The organism is Streptomyces sp. NPDC014623 (assembly GCF_043088245.1).
In the GTDB taxonomy this organism is placed as follows: Bacteria; Actinomycetota; Actinomycetes; order Streptomycetales; family Streptomycetaceae; genus Streptomyces.
On the sequence record NZ_JBIBZU010000031.1, the window covers coordinates 1 to 17200 of the forward strand.

General features: G+C 69.0%; 17 protein-coding genes. 12 read left to right on the forward strand and 5 right to left on the reverse strand.

The genetic code is table 11. The features are described 5' to 3' along the window. Positions 1–603: 603 nt before the first annotated feature. From tpg to ACF1FZ_RS32445, 5 genes are all read right to left on the reverse strand, one after another. The gene (gene tpg, locus ACF1FZ_RS32425; RefSeq protein WP_391776962.1) at positions 604–1161 is read right to left on the reverse strand and encodes a telomere-protecting terminal protein Tpg; all 558 of its coding nucleotides are present in this window, start codon (positions 1159–1161) and stop codon (positions 604–606) included. Between the two features lie 97 nt (positions 1162–1258). Beyond that, positions 1259–3247: a hypothetical protein gene (locus ACF1FZ_RS32430; protein WP_391776963.1), complete on the reverse strand. Its 1989-nt coding sequence runs from the start codon at positions 3245–3247 to the stop codon at positions 1259–1261. Positions 3248–3616: 369 nt separating this feature from the next. After that, positions 3617–4066, reverse strand: a complete 450-nt coding sequence (locus ACF1FZ_RS32435) for a hypothetical protein (RefSeq protein ID WP_391776964.1) — start codon at positions 4064–4066, stop codon at positions 3617–3619. A gap of 58 nt (positions 4067–4124) precedes the next feature. Then, a complete protein-coding gene (locus tag ACF1FZ_RS32440; RefSeq protein WP_391776965.1) occupies positions 4125–4868 on the reverse strand; it encodes a glycosyltransferase in 744 nt (247 codons plus the stop codon). Next, positions 4865–5689: a GntR family transcriptional regulator gene (locus ACF1FZ_RS32445; RefSeq protein WP_391776966.1), complete on the reverse strand. Its 825-nt coding sequence runs from the start codon at positions 5687–5689 to the stop codon at positions 4865–4867. The genes ACF1FZ_RS32440 and ACF1FZ_RS32445 overlap by 4 nt, the downstream gene beginning before the upstream one ends. 725 nt (positions 5690–6414) lie before the next feature. On the opposite strand from ACF1FZ_RS32445, the gene ACF1FZ_RS32450 reads away from it, so the two are divergent. The 12 genes from ACF1FZ_RS32450 to ACF1FZ_RS32505 all read left to right on the forward strand — a co-directional run bounded on the left by ACF1FZ_RS32450 (position 6415) and on the right by ACF1FZ_RS32505 (position 17180). Continuing rightward, on the forward strand, positions 6415–6831 hold the full coding sequence (locus ACF1FZ_RS32450) for a hypothetical protein (RefSeq protein WP_391776967.1): 417 nt from the start codon (positions 6415–6417) through the stop codon (positions 6829–6831). Positions 6832–7015: 184 nt separating this feature from the next. Further along, on the forward strand, positions 7016–7186 hold the full coding sequence (locus tag ACF1FZ_RS32455) for a hypothetical protein (protein ID WP_391776968.1): 171 nt from the start codon (positions 7016–7018) through the stop codon (positions 7184–7186). A gap of 36 nt (positions 7187–7222) precedes the next feature. After that, positions 7223–7450, forward strand: a complete 228-nt coding sequence (locus ACF1FZ_RS32460; RefSeq protein WP_391776969.1) for a hypothetical protein — start codon at positions 7223–7225, stop codon at positions 7448–7450. 90 nt (positions 7451–7540) lie between these two features. Beyond that, on the forward strand, positions 7541–7795 hold the full coding sequence (locus ACF1FZ_RS32465) for a hypothetical protein (protein WP_391776970.1): 255 nt from the start codon (positions 7541–7543) through the stop codon (positions 7793–7795). A 15-nt stretch (positions 7796–7810) separates the two neighbouring features. Beyond that, positions 7811–7966 carry a hypothetical protein gene (locus ACF1FZ_RS32470; protein ID WP_391776971.1) on the forward strand — a complete coding sequence of 52 codons (156 nt, stop codon included), beginning with the start codon at positions 7811–7813 and terminating at the stop codon, positions 7964–7966. Positions 7967–7975: 9 nt separating this feature from the next. After that, on the forward strand, positions 7976–9118 hold the full coding sequence (locus tag ACF1FZ_RS32475) for a hypothetical protein (protein ID WP_391776972.1): 1143 nt from the start codon (positions 7976–7978) through the stop codon (positions 9116–9118). A gap of 328 nt (positions 9119–9446) precedes the next feature. Further along, positions 9447–11111: an FtsK/SpoIIIE domain-containing protein gene (locus ACF1FZ_RS32480; protein WP_391776973.1), complete on the forward strand. Its 1665-nt coding sequence runs from the start codon at positions 9447–9449 to the stop codon at positions 11109–11111. Positions 11112–11322: 211 nt separating this feature from the next. Next, the gene (locus ACF1FZ_RS32485; protein ID WP_391776974.1) at positions 11323–12324 is read left to right on the forward strand and encodes an NlpC/P60 family protein; all 1002 of its coding nucleotides are present in this window, start codon (positions 11323–11325) and stop codon (positions 12322–12324) included. 1 nt (position 12325) lies between these two features. Then, entirely contained in the window at positions 12326–12601 is a 276-nt protein-coding gene (locus ACF1FZ_RS32490; RefSeq protein ID WP_360791233.1) for a hypothetical protein, read from the forward strand. 5 nt (positions 12602–12606) lie between these two features. Next, positions 12607–13917, forward strand: coding sequence for a hypothetical protein (locus tag ACF1FZ_RS32495; RefSeq protein WP_391776975.1), 1311 nt, complete (start codon positions 12607–12609; stop codon positions 13915–13917). An 84-nt stretch (positions 13918–14001) separates the two neighbouring features. Next, positions 14002–15072 (forward strand): hypothetical protein, encoded by a 1071-nt coding sequence (locus tag ACF1FZ_RS32500; RefSeq protein WP_391776976.1) that lies wholly within the window; start codon positions 14002–14004, stop codon positions 15070–15072. Further along, positions 15069–17180, forward strand: coding sequence for a hypothetical protein (locus ACF1FZ_RS32505; RefSeq protein WP_391776977.1), 2112 nt, complete (start codon positions 15069–15071; stop codon positions 17178–17180). The genes ACF1FZ_RS32500 and ACF1FZ_RS32505 overlap by 4 nt, the downstream gene beginning before the upstream one ends. Positions 17181–17200 lie beyond the last annotated feature (20 nt).

Here is a 17200-nt window from a genome sequence, read left to right on the forward strand (position 1 = left end):
CCCGCGGAGCGGGTAACCAGGCGCTGGCGCGCCTGGAAGTGAGGGAATTCGCTTCGCGAATTCTAAAGGCGCTTCGCGCCTTTGATAAACCGCTTCGCGGTTTATGGGTATTCACGCTTCGCGTGAATTGAATTCCCGCAAGCGGGAATTCTGTGCGCCTCTCCGCTGCGCTCCGTGGCGGGGCGTCCGCTGCGCTCCCGCCCTCCGGCTCCGCCGGGCTGGCTAGGGGTCAGGGTGGCGGTGTATCACAGGCCTGGCCTGTGTGGATGCTGGGGTTCGGGCTCACCCCCCTCCCCCGGCCGGGGGGTGACGGGCTGTCGGCCTGACCGGGTGTCGGCTCGTACTGCGGTAACGAGCCCTGGGGGCGCCACGGCCGACTGCATTCGTCTGATGCACATGTGCTGTTGGCGGAACTGGGTGACACCCTCTGGGGGGTCGTGTATCAACGTGATGCGCGGGTGGGATCACGAGCGGACGGCTACCCCCTCCCGGGCCCGGTGCATCAACTGATGCACGGGTAGCATCCCGAACGAACAGGCACCCCATCCCGAAGGTGCGGGGTGCCTGTCGCCGGTTCTTCGAATTCCAGGGTCGGGAATTCTTTCAGTAACCGAGATCGAGATAGTCAATCTCGCTAATGGCGACGTCTGAAATTCCCGTGGCGCGGCTTCCGCCGTCTTGGAAATAGACGTCCTTGAACCCTTCGGCAATGATGTTTTTCATTTGCTGCTCGCCTGCTCCGGCGTCGTGGGCGTCGAATAGCCGTCGCGCGTACGGGGCTGGGAGATTGACGGTGAGGCGGCGGAACCGTCCGTCGTCGGTGGTTCCCACGGGCGCGGTATATCCGAATCGGGCGCGGGTCTCGACGGTGATTCCGCCGGTGGTGGCGGCCTGGCGCTGCCGGCGCTTTCGTACCTGGGGCTGCCAGCGCTGCCGTACGGCGGCGTCGATCCGGGCGGCGACGTCGGGCCGGGGGTGCTTGCGGGCGCCGCGCCGGTAGCGGTTGACGGAGTCCGCGGTGACGCCGATTTCCGCCGCGACGGCTCGCGCGCTGCCGAGCTGGCGGATCAGGTAGTTGATGCGGCCCTGGAGGGTCTTGGGCGGCGGCCGGGTGAACGCCTCCTGGCCGGCGCGCTCGATGGCGTCCTCGATCTCTCCCACGACGGGGTCCTCTCAGGTGGTGATCGTCTGTACGGGCTGCTGAGAGCCGATCTCCGCCCCGGACCGGACCTGGGGGTCCGGGGCGGGAGATCGCGGCTTAGAACGGCGCGGAGGCGTGCTGCTGGGTTTCCTGGGCTTCCTGGGTGGATGCGGATACGGCTGCGAGGTCCGGGTACTGCGCGGCCAGCTCGGCGCGGATGCGGGCTGTTTCCTCGTCGGCGGCCTGCTTGCGGGCGGCACGGTCGAGATCCTGCCTGTGCTGCTCGGCGCGGTCGGCTGCCTCCTGGTAGGCGGCTTCCTCGTCCAGCTTGAGCGCGAGTGCCGCCGCCCTGTGCCGCTCGGTGAGGTCCTGGCCCTCCTGGTCCTCCTGCTCCTGGTGCTCCTGCTCCTGGTGCTCCTGGTGGACGGTGTGTCCCTCGTGTGCTGCGACGGCGGCGACGGCGGCGGTACGGGCGGCGTGCCACTCCGCCTCGATGCGGTCGCGGTCGGCCTGGGAGGCGACGCGGCAGCGGCGGCAGAGGCCGGACGCCACGACGGGTCGGCCGCAGGGTCCGGTGTGGCCGGGGCAGGTGCCGTCGTCGGTCTCGGTGACGGGCAGCTCGGCGTCGATGCGGGCGTAGAGGGAGTCGTGGGCGCAGATGGCGCACTGGTCGCCGGTGCGGGTGCGGGTGGTGCAGGTCTGCCCGTCGTGGCCAGGGCACAACGGCCAGTCGAGGTGGGCGGCGCACAGGGTCTCACCGACGACGGCCAGCTTGGGGCACAAGCCGTCGTCGCCCGCGCAGTCCGTCTGCGGTGCTGTCTGGGCCTGGCGGTCGGACCACTCCGGCGGGGTCGGGGTGGGGGCGTCCTCCCAGCGCGGCCGGGGCAAGGGCGCCTGCTGAGCGGGCATCGTCTGCTGAGGAGCACCCGGGCTCATCAGGGGCATGACGGCCGGGGGCATTCCGGCGAGCCTGCGCAGACGGCCGGAGATCACGGCGCTGCGGGAGGTGGTGATCGGGTCGGGCATCGGCAGGGCGATCACCTCATGGACCGTCCAGACGCTGTGCCCGGCCTCCAGCAGCCCGTCGACCATCAGGCCCTGGTCGCGCAGCGCGGTCCCCCGCACCCGCAAATCGTTCAGGGTCTCCCGGTCGGCCGCCTCCATCAGCAGCCGCACACCCCGGGAGTCGACCCGCACCACACCACCGGCCGGACCACCCCCCGCCCTTGCTGCGCCTTTTGCCTCCGGCCCGACGTCCGGAACGGGGGCACCGGCCGTGCCGTGGTCCGCCGTGCCGCCCACGGCCGGTACGGGCCCGTCCTCCTGGTCCTCCTCGATGCCGCCGCCCCGTCCGTCCGTCCGCGCATCGCGCGGGCTCTCTACCTGCACGGATGGACGGACGGAGGCAGGTGTCACGTCTGAGCGGAAGGACTGAGCGGGAGGACTGAGCGGGAGGACGCGATCTTCGAGGTCAGCGCCCAAGTGCGGGTCAGAAATCTGACCAGACGGGTTAGAAATCTGACCCAGCGGGTCAGAAATCTGACCCGCCCCCCCCGGGTTAGAAATCTGACCCGCACTTCGAGCCGCCTTCTCCGCCCGCTTTGCAGCGGCCAGCTCCAGCTCCCGGGCGCGTGCCCGCCGGGCTGAGGACTCGGCCGCTTCCCGGATCTCGTCGAGGACGTCGAACACGTTGCGCGGGCCCTGGTAGCTCTTGACCGGCATCAGGTTGATGCGGATGCGCAGACCGCGTCCGGCCGCCAGAGCGCGGGACGACGTGGTCAGACGGTGGCCCTCCGGGGTCGTCACCAGCCCGATCTTCGTGAGCTCGCGCAGCAGATTCCTGATGCGGGACACGCTCGACGGCTCGGGCCTCTCCCCCGGCCCGACTGGCTTCTTGGGCAAGAGGTGGCACAGCTCCCACAGTGTGAGCTTGCGCACCGGGCCGCGCTTCTCGATCACCAGGGCGCGCAAGATCATGTACAGGCGGATCGCGGAATCGCTCAGCTCAGGCGATACGGCGATCCAGTCGCGGACCTGCGACGCGTGCCACCCGTCGTCATCCACGGGCGGGTGCAGCTCAACCTGCTGTTCATCCTGCGTGCTCATCGAGTCACCGACTGAGAGCGGCGTTCGATGATCTGCCTACGAACCGCCGGGGGCCGGCGGCGAGGGTGGGGCGAGTGGTGCATGGCGGGTGGGTCTCCCCTGTTCGGGGAGTCGTGGCCGGCAGATGTGACCTGTTGGTGGTGGCGTCCCGCGTGGCGGGACCCGTATTGTGGGTAGAGGTGACCACGCGGACCCCTGATGGGGCCTCGGGCTTCACCCCCGGCGAGGTCACCTCACCGGACACGACTCAATTGCTTGGTGGCTTGCGGGTCGATTGCTTGGGAGCGGGTCCCGTTGTGGCGACGGGACCCGCTTCGCGTTTTCTAGGGCGGCATCATGGCGTCCATCCTGTCACTGACGGTGGTCAGATCACTGCGGGCGGGCAGAGTCGAGCCACTGCACTATCTGCCGCGTGCTGGCGCCGCTCAGCGGCCGGGCGACGCTGGCGACCTCCGCAGCGGCTGCGGTGATCCCCGCGCGGCCGAGGGCCGCTGAGAGCACCTGCATCCGCTGGTCGAATTCCCGCTGATCGCGTGCAGAGAAGGCCGGGTCGATTTCTTCGGTCACGGCCGAATTGGTCGTCCCGCCGAAAACCTTGGGGCCGTCGTACCGCCATTCTGCGGGCGAGCCATCCGAGGGGGCCCAGAGATCAGCCGTGAATTCCTTTCCATCGGCAGCAACGGTCTGTGCCATTGCGCCGAGGGCGAGGGTGATTGCGTCACGTGCGGGGGAATCCGCGATTACGGTCCTACTGCCGTCCGTGCTCATCGCGACGAATCGTGGTGCGCCGGGCGGGGGCGTCGGGGTGCTGGTCGTCATGTGCACTCCTTCTGCTGGATGCTGGTAGGGCCGAGAGTGGAGCAGATCTGACGGTGCGTCAACTCCGGTCGAGGAGAGCGGCGAGGGCATCGGCGCGGGCCTCGATGATGGACATGCGGGCCGCCCACTCGGCACCCTTGCTGTGATCGGGGTGGGCGGTGCTCTGCTCCGGGTGCTTTCGATACCGGAGCCCCGGCTCCGGGGTGAAATAGCCCTCGCTGAGCACGGAGAGAGCCGTCAGCAGTCCGGTGTCCTCGGAGGCCGGGAGCGCCATCCAGCCGCCCAGCAGCATCACCAGGTCCCGGCGCATGCACAGGGTGGCGGGGTGCACCTGGGCGCGGTGATGCTCACGCCAGTGGGCGAGCACCGCGCCCCGCGCCATCAGCCCCGCCGGGGGGTCGCCCTCGAATCCGAGCAGCGAGCCGTCCGGCATCAGGTCGAGGACGCGGCTTGTCGTCCATCCGATCTGCGGGTGAGCATTCAGCGCGCCGATGTCCCGCGCCAGTGCGCCGACTGTCAGCTCGTCGTCTGCGTCCAGCACCTTGACCAGCTCGCCCGAGGACCGAGCAAACGCCATGGTGCGGGCCACGGCCGGACCGCCCTTGCGAGACGCTCCGATGCGGATGCGCGGGTCGTCCGGGTTGGGCAGCGCCTCGCGCGCGGCGACGCCGGAGCCGTCCTCCTGGAGACACCACTCCCACTCCCAGCCGTCCGGCAGGGCCTGGGCATTGAGGGATGCGTACGCCGCACCGAGGTAGGGCAGGGCGCCGGGGTGTACGGCGGTCAGGATGGAGATCCTCATGGGGTCCACCTTTCGAGCTGGACGGTGTAGCGCAGAGTGGTGCGATCGCCGGGGAGGATCACCTGGCTGTACTCCACCACCACATCCTCGGTGGAGTACGAGAGCTTGTGGAGCTCCACCACCGGCCACCCGCTGGTGAGCTGAAGTGCGGCTTGTTCCTCCAGGGTGGGGGGCCGTGAGTGCGACTCGTCCACGATGCGGTCAATCTCAACGCCGACAGTCTTGAGCTGGTGCATCGTCCCGCCAGGCCACGGCTCCCGCCCCTCGTCCAGGAGATCCGGGTTCTTCGCTGCGAGGTCGTACGGGATGTACGACGTGATGAGCGAGAGCGGGGCCTTCTCCTCGCGGACTGTCGTCCGGTACAGCCGACGCAGCAGCTCGGTGCCGGAGGCGATTTCCATGCGCTTTGCGACGTCGGGCGAGGCGGCGACCTTTGAGAACTGCGCCGGGAAGTCGAGCTCGTCGCGCCGCCGTCCCGTGTCGTACTCGCCGGTGCCGGTCTCCTGGCGTTCCGCCAGCGGTAGCTGCGCTCGGTTCTTTTCCCACTGGTAGCGCTGCTGCGGCTCACGGAGGATCGCGGCGCGCGGCTCCGGCACGTAGACGCCGGCACCCTGCCGACTAACCACCTGGCCGCTCTCCTTCAGCAGTGCGACGGATCGGTAGATCGTTTTCGGATCTACCGAGTAGGCATCAGCGAGCTGCTTCGTACTCGGCAACCGGGTGCCAGGCATGAACTCACCGGCGGCGATACGTCGCCGCAGGTCATCGGCGATACGCCGGATCGGTGGGAGCGCCTGGGGCTCCGCGGAGGACTGAGACATGGCGCAGACCCTACCAACTTCGTGTCCGAAGTAACAGCACGGGTGCGTCTTCGCGCCTGGCGCGGCGTCAGGGGCCGCACGGGGCGGCCCACTTCGTGTCCGAGGTAGTTGACTTCACTTCGTGTCCGAGGTTACTGTCGTGCCCTCAACTTCGGACACGAAGTTGAGGGCGCCCGGAGTGTCCCCTGCGAAGGGGCCAAAGGAAGCGCTTGTTGCTTGAGAACTCCACAGTGGATCCACCACCGCAGTACCGGCCGTGATGACACCGGCCGGAGGTGAGTGGAGAACCGTCGCGAGGAGCCATCACCACGGGTGGTGGCAGTCCACACGTAGGCCCCCGGGCGCAGCGTCAGCTGCGACTGGTGCTGTAACGGCCGGTGCTCATCACCGGGGGCTAGTACGGAGGGTGGACACCCTGCGCGACGAAAAAGAACCGACGCCCCGCGCTCCAGGACTCTTCGGATGTGGTCCACCCGGAGGAGAGAGCCCGCGTCGGGACCGAGGGCACCCCGCCTCCCTCACAGCACGACAAGGCGGGCGCTCACGGCGGAAGAGGCCGCGAACCGTATGTACGTAGCCCTGTGCTACCCGTGGCCGCCGTACCGCATCTCTGGTACGGCGACTCGCGGGGGGCAGCAGGACCGCCCCGAACAGCGACGCACCCCCGGGGGCCTAAGCCCGGGGGTGCGTCTTCGCAACCACCCTCTCTCGAAGGGCAGTAGCGCATGACCAGCATCGCATCGACCCTCACCGCGCCCCGCGCCGGGCTCGCCGACGACATGACCGAGGGCGACAACCGCCGCGGATTCGAGCGCGACGAGACCGACACCTTCCACCGGCTCGTGCAGCAGCTGGTGGACGACGGCGACGACCGCGCCGCGAGTGCCGGCCGCCGGGCGCGGCGCACGCTCCAGGAGATGATCCCCGGCTACAAGCGTCAGCCGGTCCTGAACCTCCTCAGCCCGCCCGCGATGGAGCAGTGCCCGCTCTGCTTGCGGTTCAACTGCGGCGGGCATGACTGCCCGCCCGGCGTCACCGCGACCAGGCCGGAGTGCAAGGACCTCTCCGACCAGCAGGACCGCGAGGACCTGTCGAAGAAGGTCGGCGAGGCCAACAAGCGCAGCGAGAACCGCCCGAAGTAAGTGGCTATACGCGCCGCTCGGACCGCTCAGCATCTCGCGGTCCGAGCCCTCACCGTCCACGGCCTGGCGCACCCGCTCACCCTCGCGCTCCTGGCGGCCGCCTCGACAGCGGCCGCCAGGGCGTGGGACCGGGGCCACCCCGTGGACGCGATCCACCCCGCGCCCGCCGTACAGAGAGCCTGCCGTGCCCGCTGACCTCTACACCCGCTACATGGACGCCCACCGCGCCTGGGCCGACCACGCCGCCGACTGCGGCACCTGCACCACCACACAGCCCGCCTGCCCGGACGGCGCCCGCCTGTGGGAGAAGTTCGCCCGCCTCCAGGACGCGCACCTGAACCGCAACAAGCGGTAACGACCGGCCGCCCTCGCGGCCTGAAAGGACCACACCATGTCCAGCCAGATCACCGAGCTGCTCCTCACCGACGGCACGACCTACCGGCGTGGCGAGCACGCCCCGCACCGCACCATCTCGACCGCCCGCCAGGCCGACATCCCCGTCATCGTCCGGAGCATCGAGGACGCCGGGAGCCGGATCGAGGTCCAGCTCAGCAAGGGCTATCGCCTCGCCTTCCCCGCCGCCCGCATCGCCCGCCTGGTCCTGAGCACCGGCGCCTGACGATCCCCCCCCCGTCGGGGTCACGGTCCGCCGGCCCTCCGGTTCGGACACCTGGCCTCGGCCCCACCCACGCACCCAGAAGGACACACCATGACTCAGAACGCCTGGCCTGCGGGCGTCATCGCCCGCTACCTCACCGACGCGGGCAAGGCCCTGGCCGACCCGACCATCACCGTCGACCTCAGCGAGGACCCCGAGTGCAGCGGCGTCCTTGGCGGCGGCGTCTGCCGGGGGTGCGAGAGCACCTTCGACGCCAGCGGCTACGTCGGCCGCGACCTGCGCACCGGGCGCCACTGGGCGCAGGAGCACGCCGAGACCTGCCGCGCCCTCCCCAAGCCCGCGTGACCCGGAAGGAACGGCATGGAACCGCTTGACGAGATCCTCGCCCGCGCCGAACAGCGCCAGCAGGACCTGGACCAGATGAACGCCGACTTCGAGGCCATCGACGCCGCCGAGTACGCGCAGTTCAACGCCGAGCAGGACGTCCGAGACGCCGCCCGCAACACCATCACCTAGGGAGAGAACATGGAGAAGGTCAAGGAGACGACGGGCCGCGTCACCGCGCGGGGCCTGGTCCTGGCCGTGCTCGGGGTGGTCACGCTGGCCGTGGCGATCCTGTCCGTGGCCGTGTCCTACGACATCCTGGAGCCGCGCTTCGGCGGGTGGGCGGTACCCACCGTCGGCGCGCTGGACGCCTTGTGGGTGGTGTTCCAGGCGACGGAGATCCTGGCCCGGAACCACAAGCAGCGCGCCCGGCGAGTCCTGATCGCCGGGCTCGTCCTCACCGCCGTTAACGCCGCGATTCCCACCGCCGAACTGGTCCTCGCCGCGAACAGCGGCGGTGCCCAGCTCGACCTCGCGGTCGTCCTGACCCCGGTCGCGATCGTCGCGACCAAAACGGCGTGGTGGATCGCCCTCCCCTCCCTGGGGCGGGCGGTTTCCTCCGACACCCGTCAGGCCATCGCCACCCGCCGCCAGCACGTCGCGGACCGCCTGGAGGTCATGGAGGCCGACGCCGCGCACCGCGTCGAGCTGCTGGAGGTGGCCGCCGAGCTGGACGCCCGCGTCGCCAAGGCCGAAGCCCACTACCGCGAGACCGTACTCAAGGCCCAGCAGTCCACGACGGAGACGCTGCACGGCCAGGCCGCCACCACCGAGAAGACGCTCACGGACAAGCCGCTGCCGGCGTCCGTGGCCGCCATCTCGCTCCCGGACCTGGAGAGCTGGACACCTGCCGCGCCCGCGCTGACCGCCGCACTCGACCGCGTCACCGGCGCACCCGCCCTCGACCCGGCGCGCCCCGGCAACGGGGACGCAGCGCAGGTCAGCGGCGACACCGACGCATCCGGCGCGGACGGCGACGCACCGGACAAGAACGCGGCGATGGACGCGACCCTGGCGGACATGGCAGCCGTTGCGGGCGTCGACGCACCCCGGCGCGGGGTGACGCTCACCGACGCACAGCTCGACCTCGTGCTGCGCTACCTGCGCCACGACCAGGACCCCGCGCTTTCCTCCTGCCGCCAGGCCGACCGCGATCTCCGCAAGGCCGGTTTCAGGGCATCTCAGGAGCGGGTCCGGGGCACGTGGCGTGACCTCCTCAAGCGTGAGGGTGCCGAGGACCACGACGACGAGAGCGCCGACGACCCCGAGGACAGCGCGGTCTGACCGCACGTCACCAAATAGTGCAATACCTGACACCTCATCACGAAGGATGGTGGACCGCCCAGAACCAGCCATCCCGCTGAAAAAGCGGGTTGTGGCTGGTCAGCGACCCTCACACAGTGAGGGACCCAGCACGCTCCGGCACACACGACACAGCCCGGCCGCCCCGTGCGGCCGGGCTGTGTCGCGACTGCCGGAACACGCACGCAGTCGACCCGGTGCAGACCCGGCGAGTGACCCAGCGAGCGCACGACCGTTGCGCAGACCTGGAGAGCAGACCCGGCGAGCACCCTCACCAGCACATACAACGACACAACGATGGGAGGGGAACGTGAGCAAGAGGAAGTCCAAGGCCCAGGCCGAGGACGACATGTGGGGCCAGGCCGCCGGCGGAATCGGCGTCCTGGTCATGGTCACCGGAGGGCTGGCCGCGGTGAAGGACAAGCTCGGCCTGTCCTGGCCGGCCACCCTCGCACTGTGCGTCGGCACCCTGATCGCACTCGGCTACGCGGCCTGGCGGATCAAGAACAGCGTCAAGCGCCGGTGGGCCAGTGAGCCCGCCGCGAAGCCGTCCACGGCCGGGAAGGAGACGTCTGCGGCTGTCGAGCAGGCGTCCCCGTCCGAGGGCCTGGAGGAGGAGCAGGAATCCGTCCCTGCCCACCCGGAGCTGACCCGTGCGCTCGTGCGCACCGGGGCGATCGAGAAGGACCAGATCATCGCGCTGAGCGATGTCGAAACACGCCACCTGGACGTCGGCACCCAGTACAAATTCCTCCTGCCCAGGAGCAAAACGCACGAGAGGGTCGCCGACCGGCTCGGACCGATCGCCTCGATGCTCGATGTCACCCGCCTCCACCTCAAGCTGGAGACCTCGCGGACGAACGAACGCCACGTCACGCTCCTGGTCCTCAAGGAGCCGCCGTTCAGCCACCTTTTCGACCAGCCCAGCCGGGAGGACATCCGCGCGTTCAACGGAATTCCCTTCGGTCACGACGTCACCGGCGAACTCGCCGGAGTGCCGACGCTCGAAGGAACGGCCGTACTCATCTCGGGGATGTCGCAGACGGGAAAGACCACCCTCGCCTGCGGGATCATCACTTGCCTCCTCATCGCCTACGGCGACGAGTTCGACATGGTCCTCCTGGACGGAAAGTTCCTCGGACTCGCAGATTTCGCAAAGATCGCCCTGCGATACGAGTCGTCCAGTGATCCGGAAGTCCTGGAAGAGCTTCTTGACTTCCTCATCCCGATCGTGGACAAGCGGTACGAGGCAGGCAGGGAAGCGAAGTTCAAGCGCCAGCCTCCGCCGAAGTTCCGCCCTCTCCTCTTCATCATCGACGAGGCGGCCGACTTCTACGCCAACACCGGATCTCCCGAAGCCAAAAAGCTCTTCCACCGCGTCGAGGAAAAATCCCGGTACGTGACATCAAAGGGCCTGGAATGCGGCGTCGCGGTCATCATGATGACGCAGCGCCCCGACAAGGACGCCATTCCCACTCTGGTCAGGTCCCAGCTCCAACTCCGCATCTGCCTCTACGTCGACTCGGAAGGCACCGCAAAGGTATCGCTCGGCGACTCCTACTTCACCACCACGTCGCCGATCAAGCCCCAGCTCCTGAACCCGCAGATCAAGGGTCAAGCCGTTCTCTTCTCGCACGGCAAATCCACCCTGATCCGAGGATTCAACTTCCCGTCCAGCTTCGTATGGAAAGTCATCGACGAAGCGCACGCACGCCAGCAGAACCGAATTGTCGCCGCCCCGGAAACTCCCCTTACAAAGGCGATCAAGATCATGCAGGACAAGGGGCTCGACTTCATTCCGACCGTCGACCTCGCCCCACTTCTGGACGTCGAAGTCGATGAAGAGAAGCCATCAGTGGCGGGGCAAAAGCTCTCGAAAATGCTCGGGGTGAGGAGCGCGAAAAGGGACGGCAACACCGGGCCGCGCGGCTACAGGCTGGCCGACCTCACCGCCGCCCTGGGTGCCCGCCCGTGACCCCCGGAACACCCCCGCAGAGTCCGGCGGAACGTCCGGTACGGGTCCGGTGGCGGTCCGGCGGAGTCCGGCTGCGAACCGGCTTCACGCCAGAGCCCCACCGGACTCCTACCGGACTTCTACCGGACGATCAGCCGGACCCAAAAGTTCGTCTGAGCTGCACAAACGTCCACGACGGCGTGAGCCAGCACGAAGGAAGGAGAAAACCCCTGTGAGAGCCTCCACAGTCGTCCTGGCCGGGGTCGGGGCGACCACGGCCGTCGTGGTCGGCGCCCTGGCCCAGGCCGGCGGCGACAGCGGCCCCGTCGGCACCGCCGCACTCGGTGCGTCCGTGCCCGCCGAATACCGGGACCTGGTCGAGGAAGCAGGCAATGCCTGCCCCGAAGTCAGCCCCAATCTGCTGGCCGCGCTCCTCAAACAGGAATCCGGCTTCAACCCGAAAGCGAAGTCCCCGGTAGGAGCCCAGGGCATCGCCCAGTTCATGCCGTCCACGTGGGCATCCCACGGAATAGACGGCAACAACGACGGCAAACGCGATGTATGGGACCCGGAAGACGCGATTCCCTCATCCGCGAAATACCTCTGCACCATCGCCGAAGACGTCAAAGACGTCCCCGGCGACAAACGCAGCAACATGCTGGCCGCCTACAACGCGGGCAGCGGGGCCGTCAAAAAATACAACGGCGTCCCGCCGTACAAAGAGACACAGAACTACGTACAGACCATCAGCGCCGCCGCCGACTCAAACCCCGGCGGAGGCACGGCAACCACAACCGATCAGGCCGTAACCGTCATCAACGCAGCCGAAGAAAAGATCGGCAAGCCCTACTCATGGGGCGGCGGAAACGCCAACGGCGAAAGCACCGGAATCTGCTGCTCACCCAACGGCAAGACTGGCGTGGGCATCGTCGGATTCGACTGCTCCGGCCTCACCCTCTACGCCTATGCCAAAGCGGGGATTACCTTGCCCCGCACGGCAGCCGCACAGTACAAAGCATCCGAGCCGGTAAAGCCCGGCCGGATCCGACCCGGCGACCTCGTTTTCTACGGGAACAGTGCCGAGACCATTCACCACGTCGGGATCTACGTCGGAAACGGCTACATCCTCAACGCCCCCAAGCCGGGCACCCAAGTCCGGTACGACCCCATGGACATGATGTCCGACCTCTACGCAGTAACCCGCCCCACCCCGAACACCAACAAGGAGATCTGACATGCGAAACCTCTTCAACATCGCCGCCGGTACCGACATGAGTGGCGGCTTCAAGGACTTCTTCGACTCCATCGGAATGACCGGGGTCGGACTGATCACCAAGGCGATCGCCGCCGTTATCGCGGTTATCGCGGTCGGGATGATGCTCAAGCTCCAGAGCGACCCCAAGGGCGCGCTGCGCAAGGGCGGTCTGGCCATCGGCACGCTGTTCGTTGCGGTGGTCCTCGCGATGTACGGCGACACGCTCTTCTCGACCGTCACCAACGCCAAGGTCTGATCCCGATGGCAGACAACCCCTGCGATGAGATCAAGGGCACCGCCCGCGAGTACTGCGACTGGGACGGCGGCGAACGCCCCATCCCCGACGAGCACCAGGGCGGCGGAATGGTCGACAGCGCATCCCAGCTGGTCAAGGACCTCGCGAAGAACCTCAGCGAGAACATCACCGACCTCGTCGCCCCGGGCTCCCTGTCCGCCCCGGCGACCAAGGACAGTGAGCTGTACCAGCCGATGCTCTGGCTGGGCGAGCACATCACCATCGCGATCTTCATCTGCGTGGTGGTGATGTGCGGGCTCACCGCATGGCAGGGCATGCCCCGCCTCAAGCAGCTCGGACACACGACGGGCTACTCCATTGTGGCGATCGCCATCATGGGCGCCGTCCCCGTCGTCGTCGACCTCCTCAACGCAGCCGTCGCCAAGGCCATGAAGAAGGGCCTTGGCGACGGCTCCGGGACCCTGTTCGGCGCCATCCAGGCACATCTGGAATCAGGCGGTGATGCGGGAAATCCACTGGCGCAACTGCTGATCCTCAGCGCGCTCGTGGTCACCATGGCGTTCGCCGGGCTCGTCTACCTCGCACGGACCCCCGGCATCCTCGTGTTCGTGTGCATGAGCCCGCTCGTGCTGGCCTCGCTGGCACGGGAGGGAAACAACAGCGCGGTGCTGCTGTGGATGAACCGGCTCCTCGGCCTCATCTTCACCCCGTTCGTCCTGCTGCTCATCACGCCCTTCACCACGCTGACCAACAAGTCGCTGGTGCTGGACACAGTGCTGCTCCTGGTGGCCGACGCCCTGATGCTCCGCATGATCGTCCACGGCGTGCCGTGGGTGGGACCGCGGATCGCGCTGGCCGCACGCGGCGCGGTGGAGCGCCGCACCGACAACCCCTTCGCCCGCGCGGTCATGCGGGCCGGGGTGCCGGACATGTACGAGGAGGAGTCCAGCCCCCGGGGCCGGCGCACGGTGCCGACCCCGGGCCGGGCGGTCCACCAGGACCGCAACGTGCTCGCGGGCGCGTACGGGCTCAAGCGGCAGCACCGGCCGGGACGCCTGACGACCGCTTCGACGATTGCTCAGGTCGAGGAGAACGCAGAGCGCACGGCGCAGATCGCGGCGGCCCGCCGCCGGGCACGCGCTGCTGGCTCACCGTCTGGCGGGGCACCCCGACAGACGGGGCCGGCCGGACCGCCGCCGACGGGCACCCGCCCTCCGGCAGCACCGGCCGGGCCTCGACCCCAGGGCACCGCCCCCGCCGGAGCGGCCCCCGGGGCCGCAGCACCTCCGGCCCCGGGCCCCCAGCCCAACCCGTAGCAATCCACACCTGGGCCGGGCTCCGCCACCACGGCGGGGCCCGGCCCGCTCACCCTTCCCCCTGTTCCTCCTGGAGGTCTCCAGATGTACTCGCTCACCCCCGGCTTTCGTATCCCCGCACTGCAACGCGGCCTCTCCGCAACTGAAGTGGCGCTCACCAAGGCCAACGGCCTTGCTGCCGGCGGTGTCGTGCTGTCCGGCCTGGCCGTCTCCGCGCCCCCGCTCGGCGCGCTCGGCGCGGTCGGCGCCGCCGCCCTGGTCCTCAACTTCGCCCCCGGCCCCCGCTCGATCGCCCGGTGGGCGGCGGTCGGATACCGGCGCGTCCGCGAGCGCACCGCACCGGAGGCGATGACCCGGCAGCCGGGCACGACCCAGACCTGGACCCTGTACCCGCAGCACGGCACCATGCAGGACGCCTACCTGCGCGCCGGATGGCACGACGCCTTCAGCCGCGCGCTCGTGTTCGCGGGCAATCAGGCCCGCGCCGCCGGAATCCAGGTACACGTCACCCACCACGCCACCGTCCGCGAGGGCACCAGCCACCACCAGACGATCTCCGTGCACATCCCCCGGGGCCTCGCCCCCGCCCGTGTGCTGGACACCTTGGAGCACGAGCTGGCCATGCTGGGCGACCTGATCCCCCACACGCCCGATCCGCCGCCCGTCGTCATCGAGCGCGGTCCCGGCTGGGTCGCGATGGAGGACGGCCGCTACGCCTCCACGGCCCGGATCACCGGGTGGCCCTCGGAGGCGGGTGGCGACCTCATGCCCCTGCTTCTCCTGAACCAGGACCAGGACCGCTCCCTGGCTACTCTCTACCGGCCGCTTCCCGTGGCCGTTGCCCGCCGCTCCGCGAAGTGGCAGACCATGCTGGGACTGGCCGCGACGACCGACCAGGTCAAGACGGATGAACACGCCCGTACCTCTGGCACCACGCACGCGGTGCTGGTCGACGGCGGGACGCTCGTCGACCTCGACGCCTACCTCACGGTCTGGGGCACCTGCCCGGACACCGTCGCCGACGCGCAGCACCAGGCGGCGCTGGTCACCGACCGGCACCGTATCCGCCTGGACTGGCTCACCGGCCAGCAGCACCGCGCGCACGTCATGACCACCGCCCACGGCGTCAGCACCCGGAAGGGGGCCATCCTGTGATCCGTCTGCCCAGCACTCACGTGGCGATCACCGCGCCGCTTGTCGCCTCCAGTGCCCGGTTCCCCGGTATTCCGATCGGCGTCAGCCTCCTGGACGGGCGCCCGTTCAGCCTCTCCCCCGTCCTGGTTGACATGAAGAAGCTGCCCGCCACCAACAGTCTGGGGATGGGCGGGCTGGGCAGCGGCAAGAGCACCACCGGCAAGGTTCGGTCCCGCCGGGAGCACCTGCACCACGGTCACCAGTACGTCGTCATCGACTGCTTCGGCGAGCACGGCGTCGGTGAATGGGCGGCGACGACCCGCGACATGGACGGGCTCGTCATCGACGCCCGCACCTTCACCCTCAACCCTTGCTCCACCCAGCTCCCGGAGCCGGTCCGTGAGCAGCTGGTCCGCTCGCTGATCCTCGCTGTTGAACCCGACGTCCTCACACCGCAGGCCGGTCACGCGCTCCAGCACGCCATGAACAGCCCCAAGGCCACGTCGCTGGTCGGCCTGACCGACGCGCTCACCGAGCCGGAAGACGGGCGGTGGCCAGCGGACCGGCTGGCCGACTGGGGCGTCGGCGTCGCTATCGCCCTCTCCCGCTACACCGAGGGCAGCCTGCGCGGGCTTTTCGACGGCGAGGACGCGGGGCTGCCGCCGGCCGACCTGCCCATCATCAGCTTCGACTTCAACGGACTCGACCGCAACAGCCCGGCCATTCCGAGCCTGATGGCCGCGATCACGTGCTGGGTGGAGCACATCTGGCTCCCCCAGTCGACCGCCGTGCACCGGCACCTGGTCCTGGAGGAGGCGTGGCAGATCCTCCTGTCTCCCGCCACGGCCAGCCTGGTTCAGCGGCTGCTGAAGAACTCGCGGAAGAACTCGCTGTCGCTGGACGTCCTGATGCACACGGTCAGCGACACCGGCGACGGCGTGGCACGGGATCTGCTGAAGCTCTGCGAAGTCGTGCACATCGGACGGCTCGGCCCCGAAGAGGCCGCCGTCGTCGGCGCCCTCTTCGGACTGCCTCAGTGGGCCATTGACCGGATTCCGCGGCTCGGTCCCGGTGAGGCCGTCTGGCGGGTGCCCAACGGCGATGAGGTCTACATCGACATCGTGAAGACCACCCTGTCCGAAGACGAGGCGCGGCTGACGGACACCTCGTCCCGCCGCCGGGCGGCGCAGGAGGCGTACGCACAGGAGCAGGACTCCGCCCTGGCCGTGGAGGACCTGGTGGACGTGGTGGAGCTGGGAGTTGAGCAGGAGACCCTGCTGGGCGACCTGGACGACATCGAGGAAGAGGAGGAGTGGGGGTGGGAGATGCCCCCCAACATGCTCGACGTACGGCACGAGACGGCGCTCCGAGCCGCACAGGAAGGGCGGTGCTCCGAGGCCGCCGACATCGCCGCCCTCGGAGAGCGCGAGGACATCGCCCGCCACGGCGTCAACTCCTCCGAGGCGATGGCATGGGTCAGCACCCGTGCCCTGGTGGCTGATCTGTGCGGAACCCCGAGTCAGGCAGCGCGGCTACGCGCTACCGTCGCGCACATGGGCCACACCGCCACCCCGGCCGTACAGCCGCACCCGTCGTCGTCTCCGCACCCCGAAGAAGCGGCAGTGCTGGACGACGAGGACGACGAGGAGGGCCGGCCGCGGCCACGCCGCCGGGCGATGGCCACTGCGGCGGTTGCCGCTCTCGGCCTCACCGCTGGCCTGGTCTGGATCAACAGCGGCGGCGAGGACACACCGTCGCAGACCACGGACACCAAGACCGTTGTCAGCCAGCTGAAGGGCCGGGCGGGCACGCCTGTGACCATCGACGGCGTCACCGCCCGAGTCCACGCCGACTGGACCAGCGGCACCGTCGTCATTGGACTGGAGGGAGCGTCCGCGCAGTTCCTTCGCCTCGATGTCGGCGAAGCGAAAGCCAGCACCACACGGACCCCGGGCGAGGAGGTCGCCCGGACCCCCGAACTCAGCCTGCCTGTCGCCGATCCCGCCGCGCCGGTCACCGTCCGCGTGTCCGTTGGCGGGAAGACCTGGACAGAGGGCATGCGTGCATACGCACAGATGATCCGCCTCGACCCGGTCACCGGCACCGCCACCATGCTCAACGATCACTGATCACCGAACCCACGACGGAG

What these genes read in the sequence shown, in the direction of transcription:
- ACF1FZ_RS32430 (WP_391776963.1), bottom strand. Translation starts at nt 3,247, where the DNA reads ATGAGCACGCAGGATGAACAGCAGGTTGAGCTGCACCCGCCCGTGGAT.
- ACF1FZ_RS32435 (WP_391776964.1), bottom strand. Translation starts at nt 4,066, where the DNA reads ATGACGACCAGCACCCCGACGCCCCCGCCCGGCGCACCACGATTCGTC.
- ACF1FZ_RS32440 (WP_391776965.1), bottom strand. Translation starts at nt 4,868, where the DNA reads ATGAGGATCTCCATCCTGACCGCCGTACACCCCGGCGCCCTGCCCTAC.
- ACF1FZ_RS32445 (WP_391776966.1), bottom strand. Translation starts at nt 5,689, where the DNA reads ATGTCTCAGTCCTCCGCGGAGCCCCAGGCGCTCCCACCGATCCGGCGT.
- ACF1FZ_RS32450 (WP_391776967.1), top strand. Translation starts at nt 6,415, where the DNA reads ATGACCAGCATCGCATCGACCCTCACCGCGCCCCGCGCCGGGCTCGCC.
- ACF1FZ_RS32460 (WP_391776969.1), top strand. Translation starts at nt 7,223, where the DNA reads ATGTCCAGCCAGATCACCGAGCTGCTCCTCACCGACGGCACGACCTAC.
- ACF1FZ_RS32465 (WP_391776970.1), top strand. Translation starts at nt 7,541, where the DNA reads ATGACTCAGAACGCCTGGCCTGCGGGCGTCATCGCCCGCTACCTCACC.
- ACF1FZ_RS32470 (WP_391776971.1), top strand. Translation starts at nt 7,811, where the DNA reads ATGGAACCGCTTGACGAGATCCTCGCCCGCGCCGAACAGCGCCAGCAG.
- ACF1FZ_RS32475 (WP_391776972.1), top strand. Translation starts at nt 7,976, where the DNA reads ATGGAGAAGGTCAAGGAGACGACGGGCCGCGTCACCGCGCGGGGCCTG.
- ACF1FZ_RS32490 (WP_360791233.1), top strand. Translation starts at nt 12,326, where the DNA reads ATGCGAAACCTCTTCAACATCGCCGCCGGTACCGACATGAGTGGCGGC.
- ACF1FZ_RS32495 (WP_391776975.1), top strand. Translation starts at nt 12,607, where the DNA reads ATGGCAGACAACCCCTGCGATGAGATCAAGGGCACCGCCCGCGAGTAC.
- ACF1FZ_RS32500 (WP_391776976.1), top strand. Translation starts at nt 14,002, where the DNA reads ATGTACTCGCTCACCCCCGGCTTTCGTATCCCCGCACTGCAACGCGGC.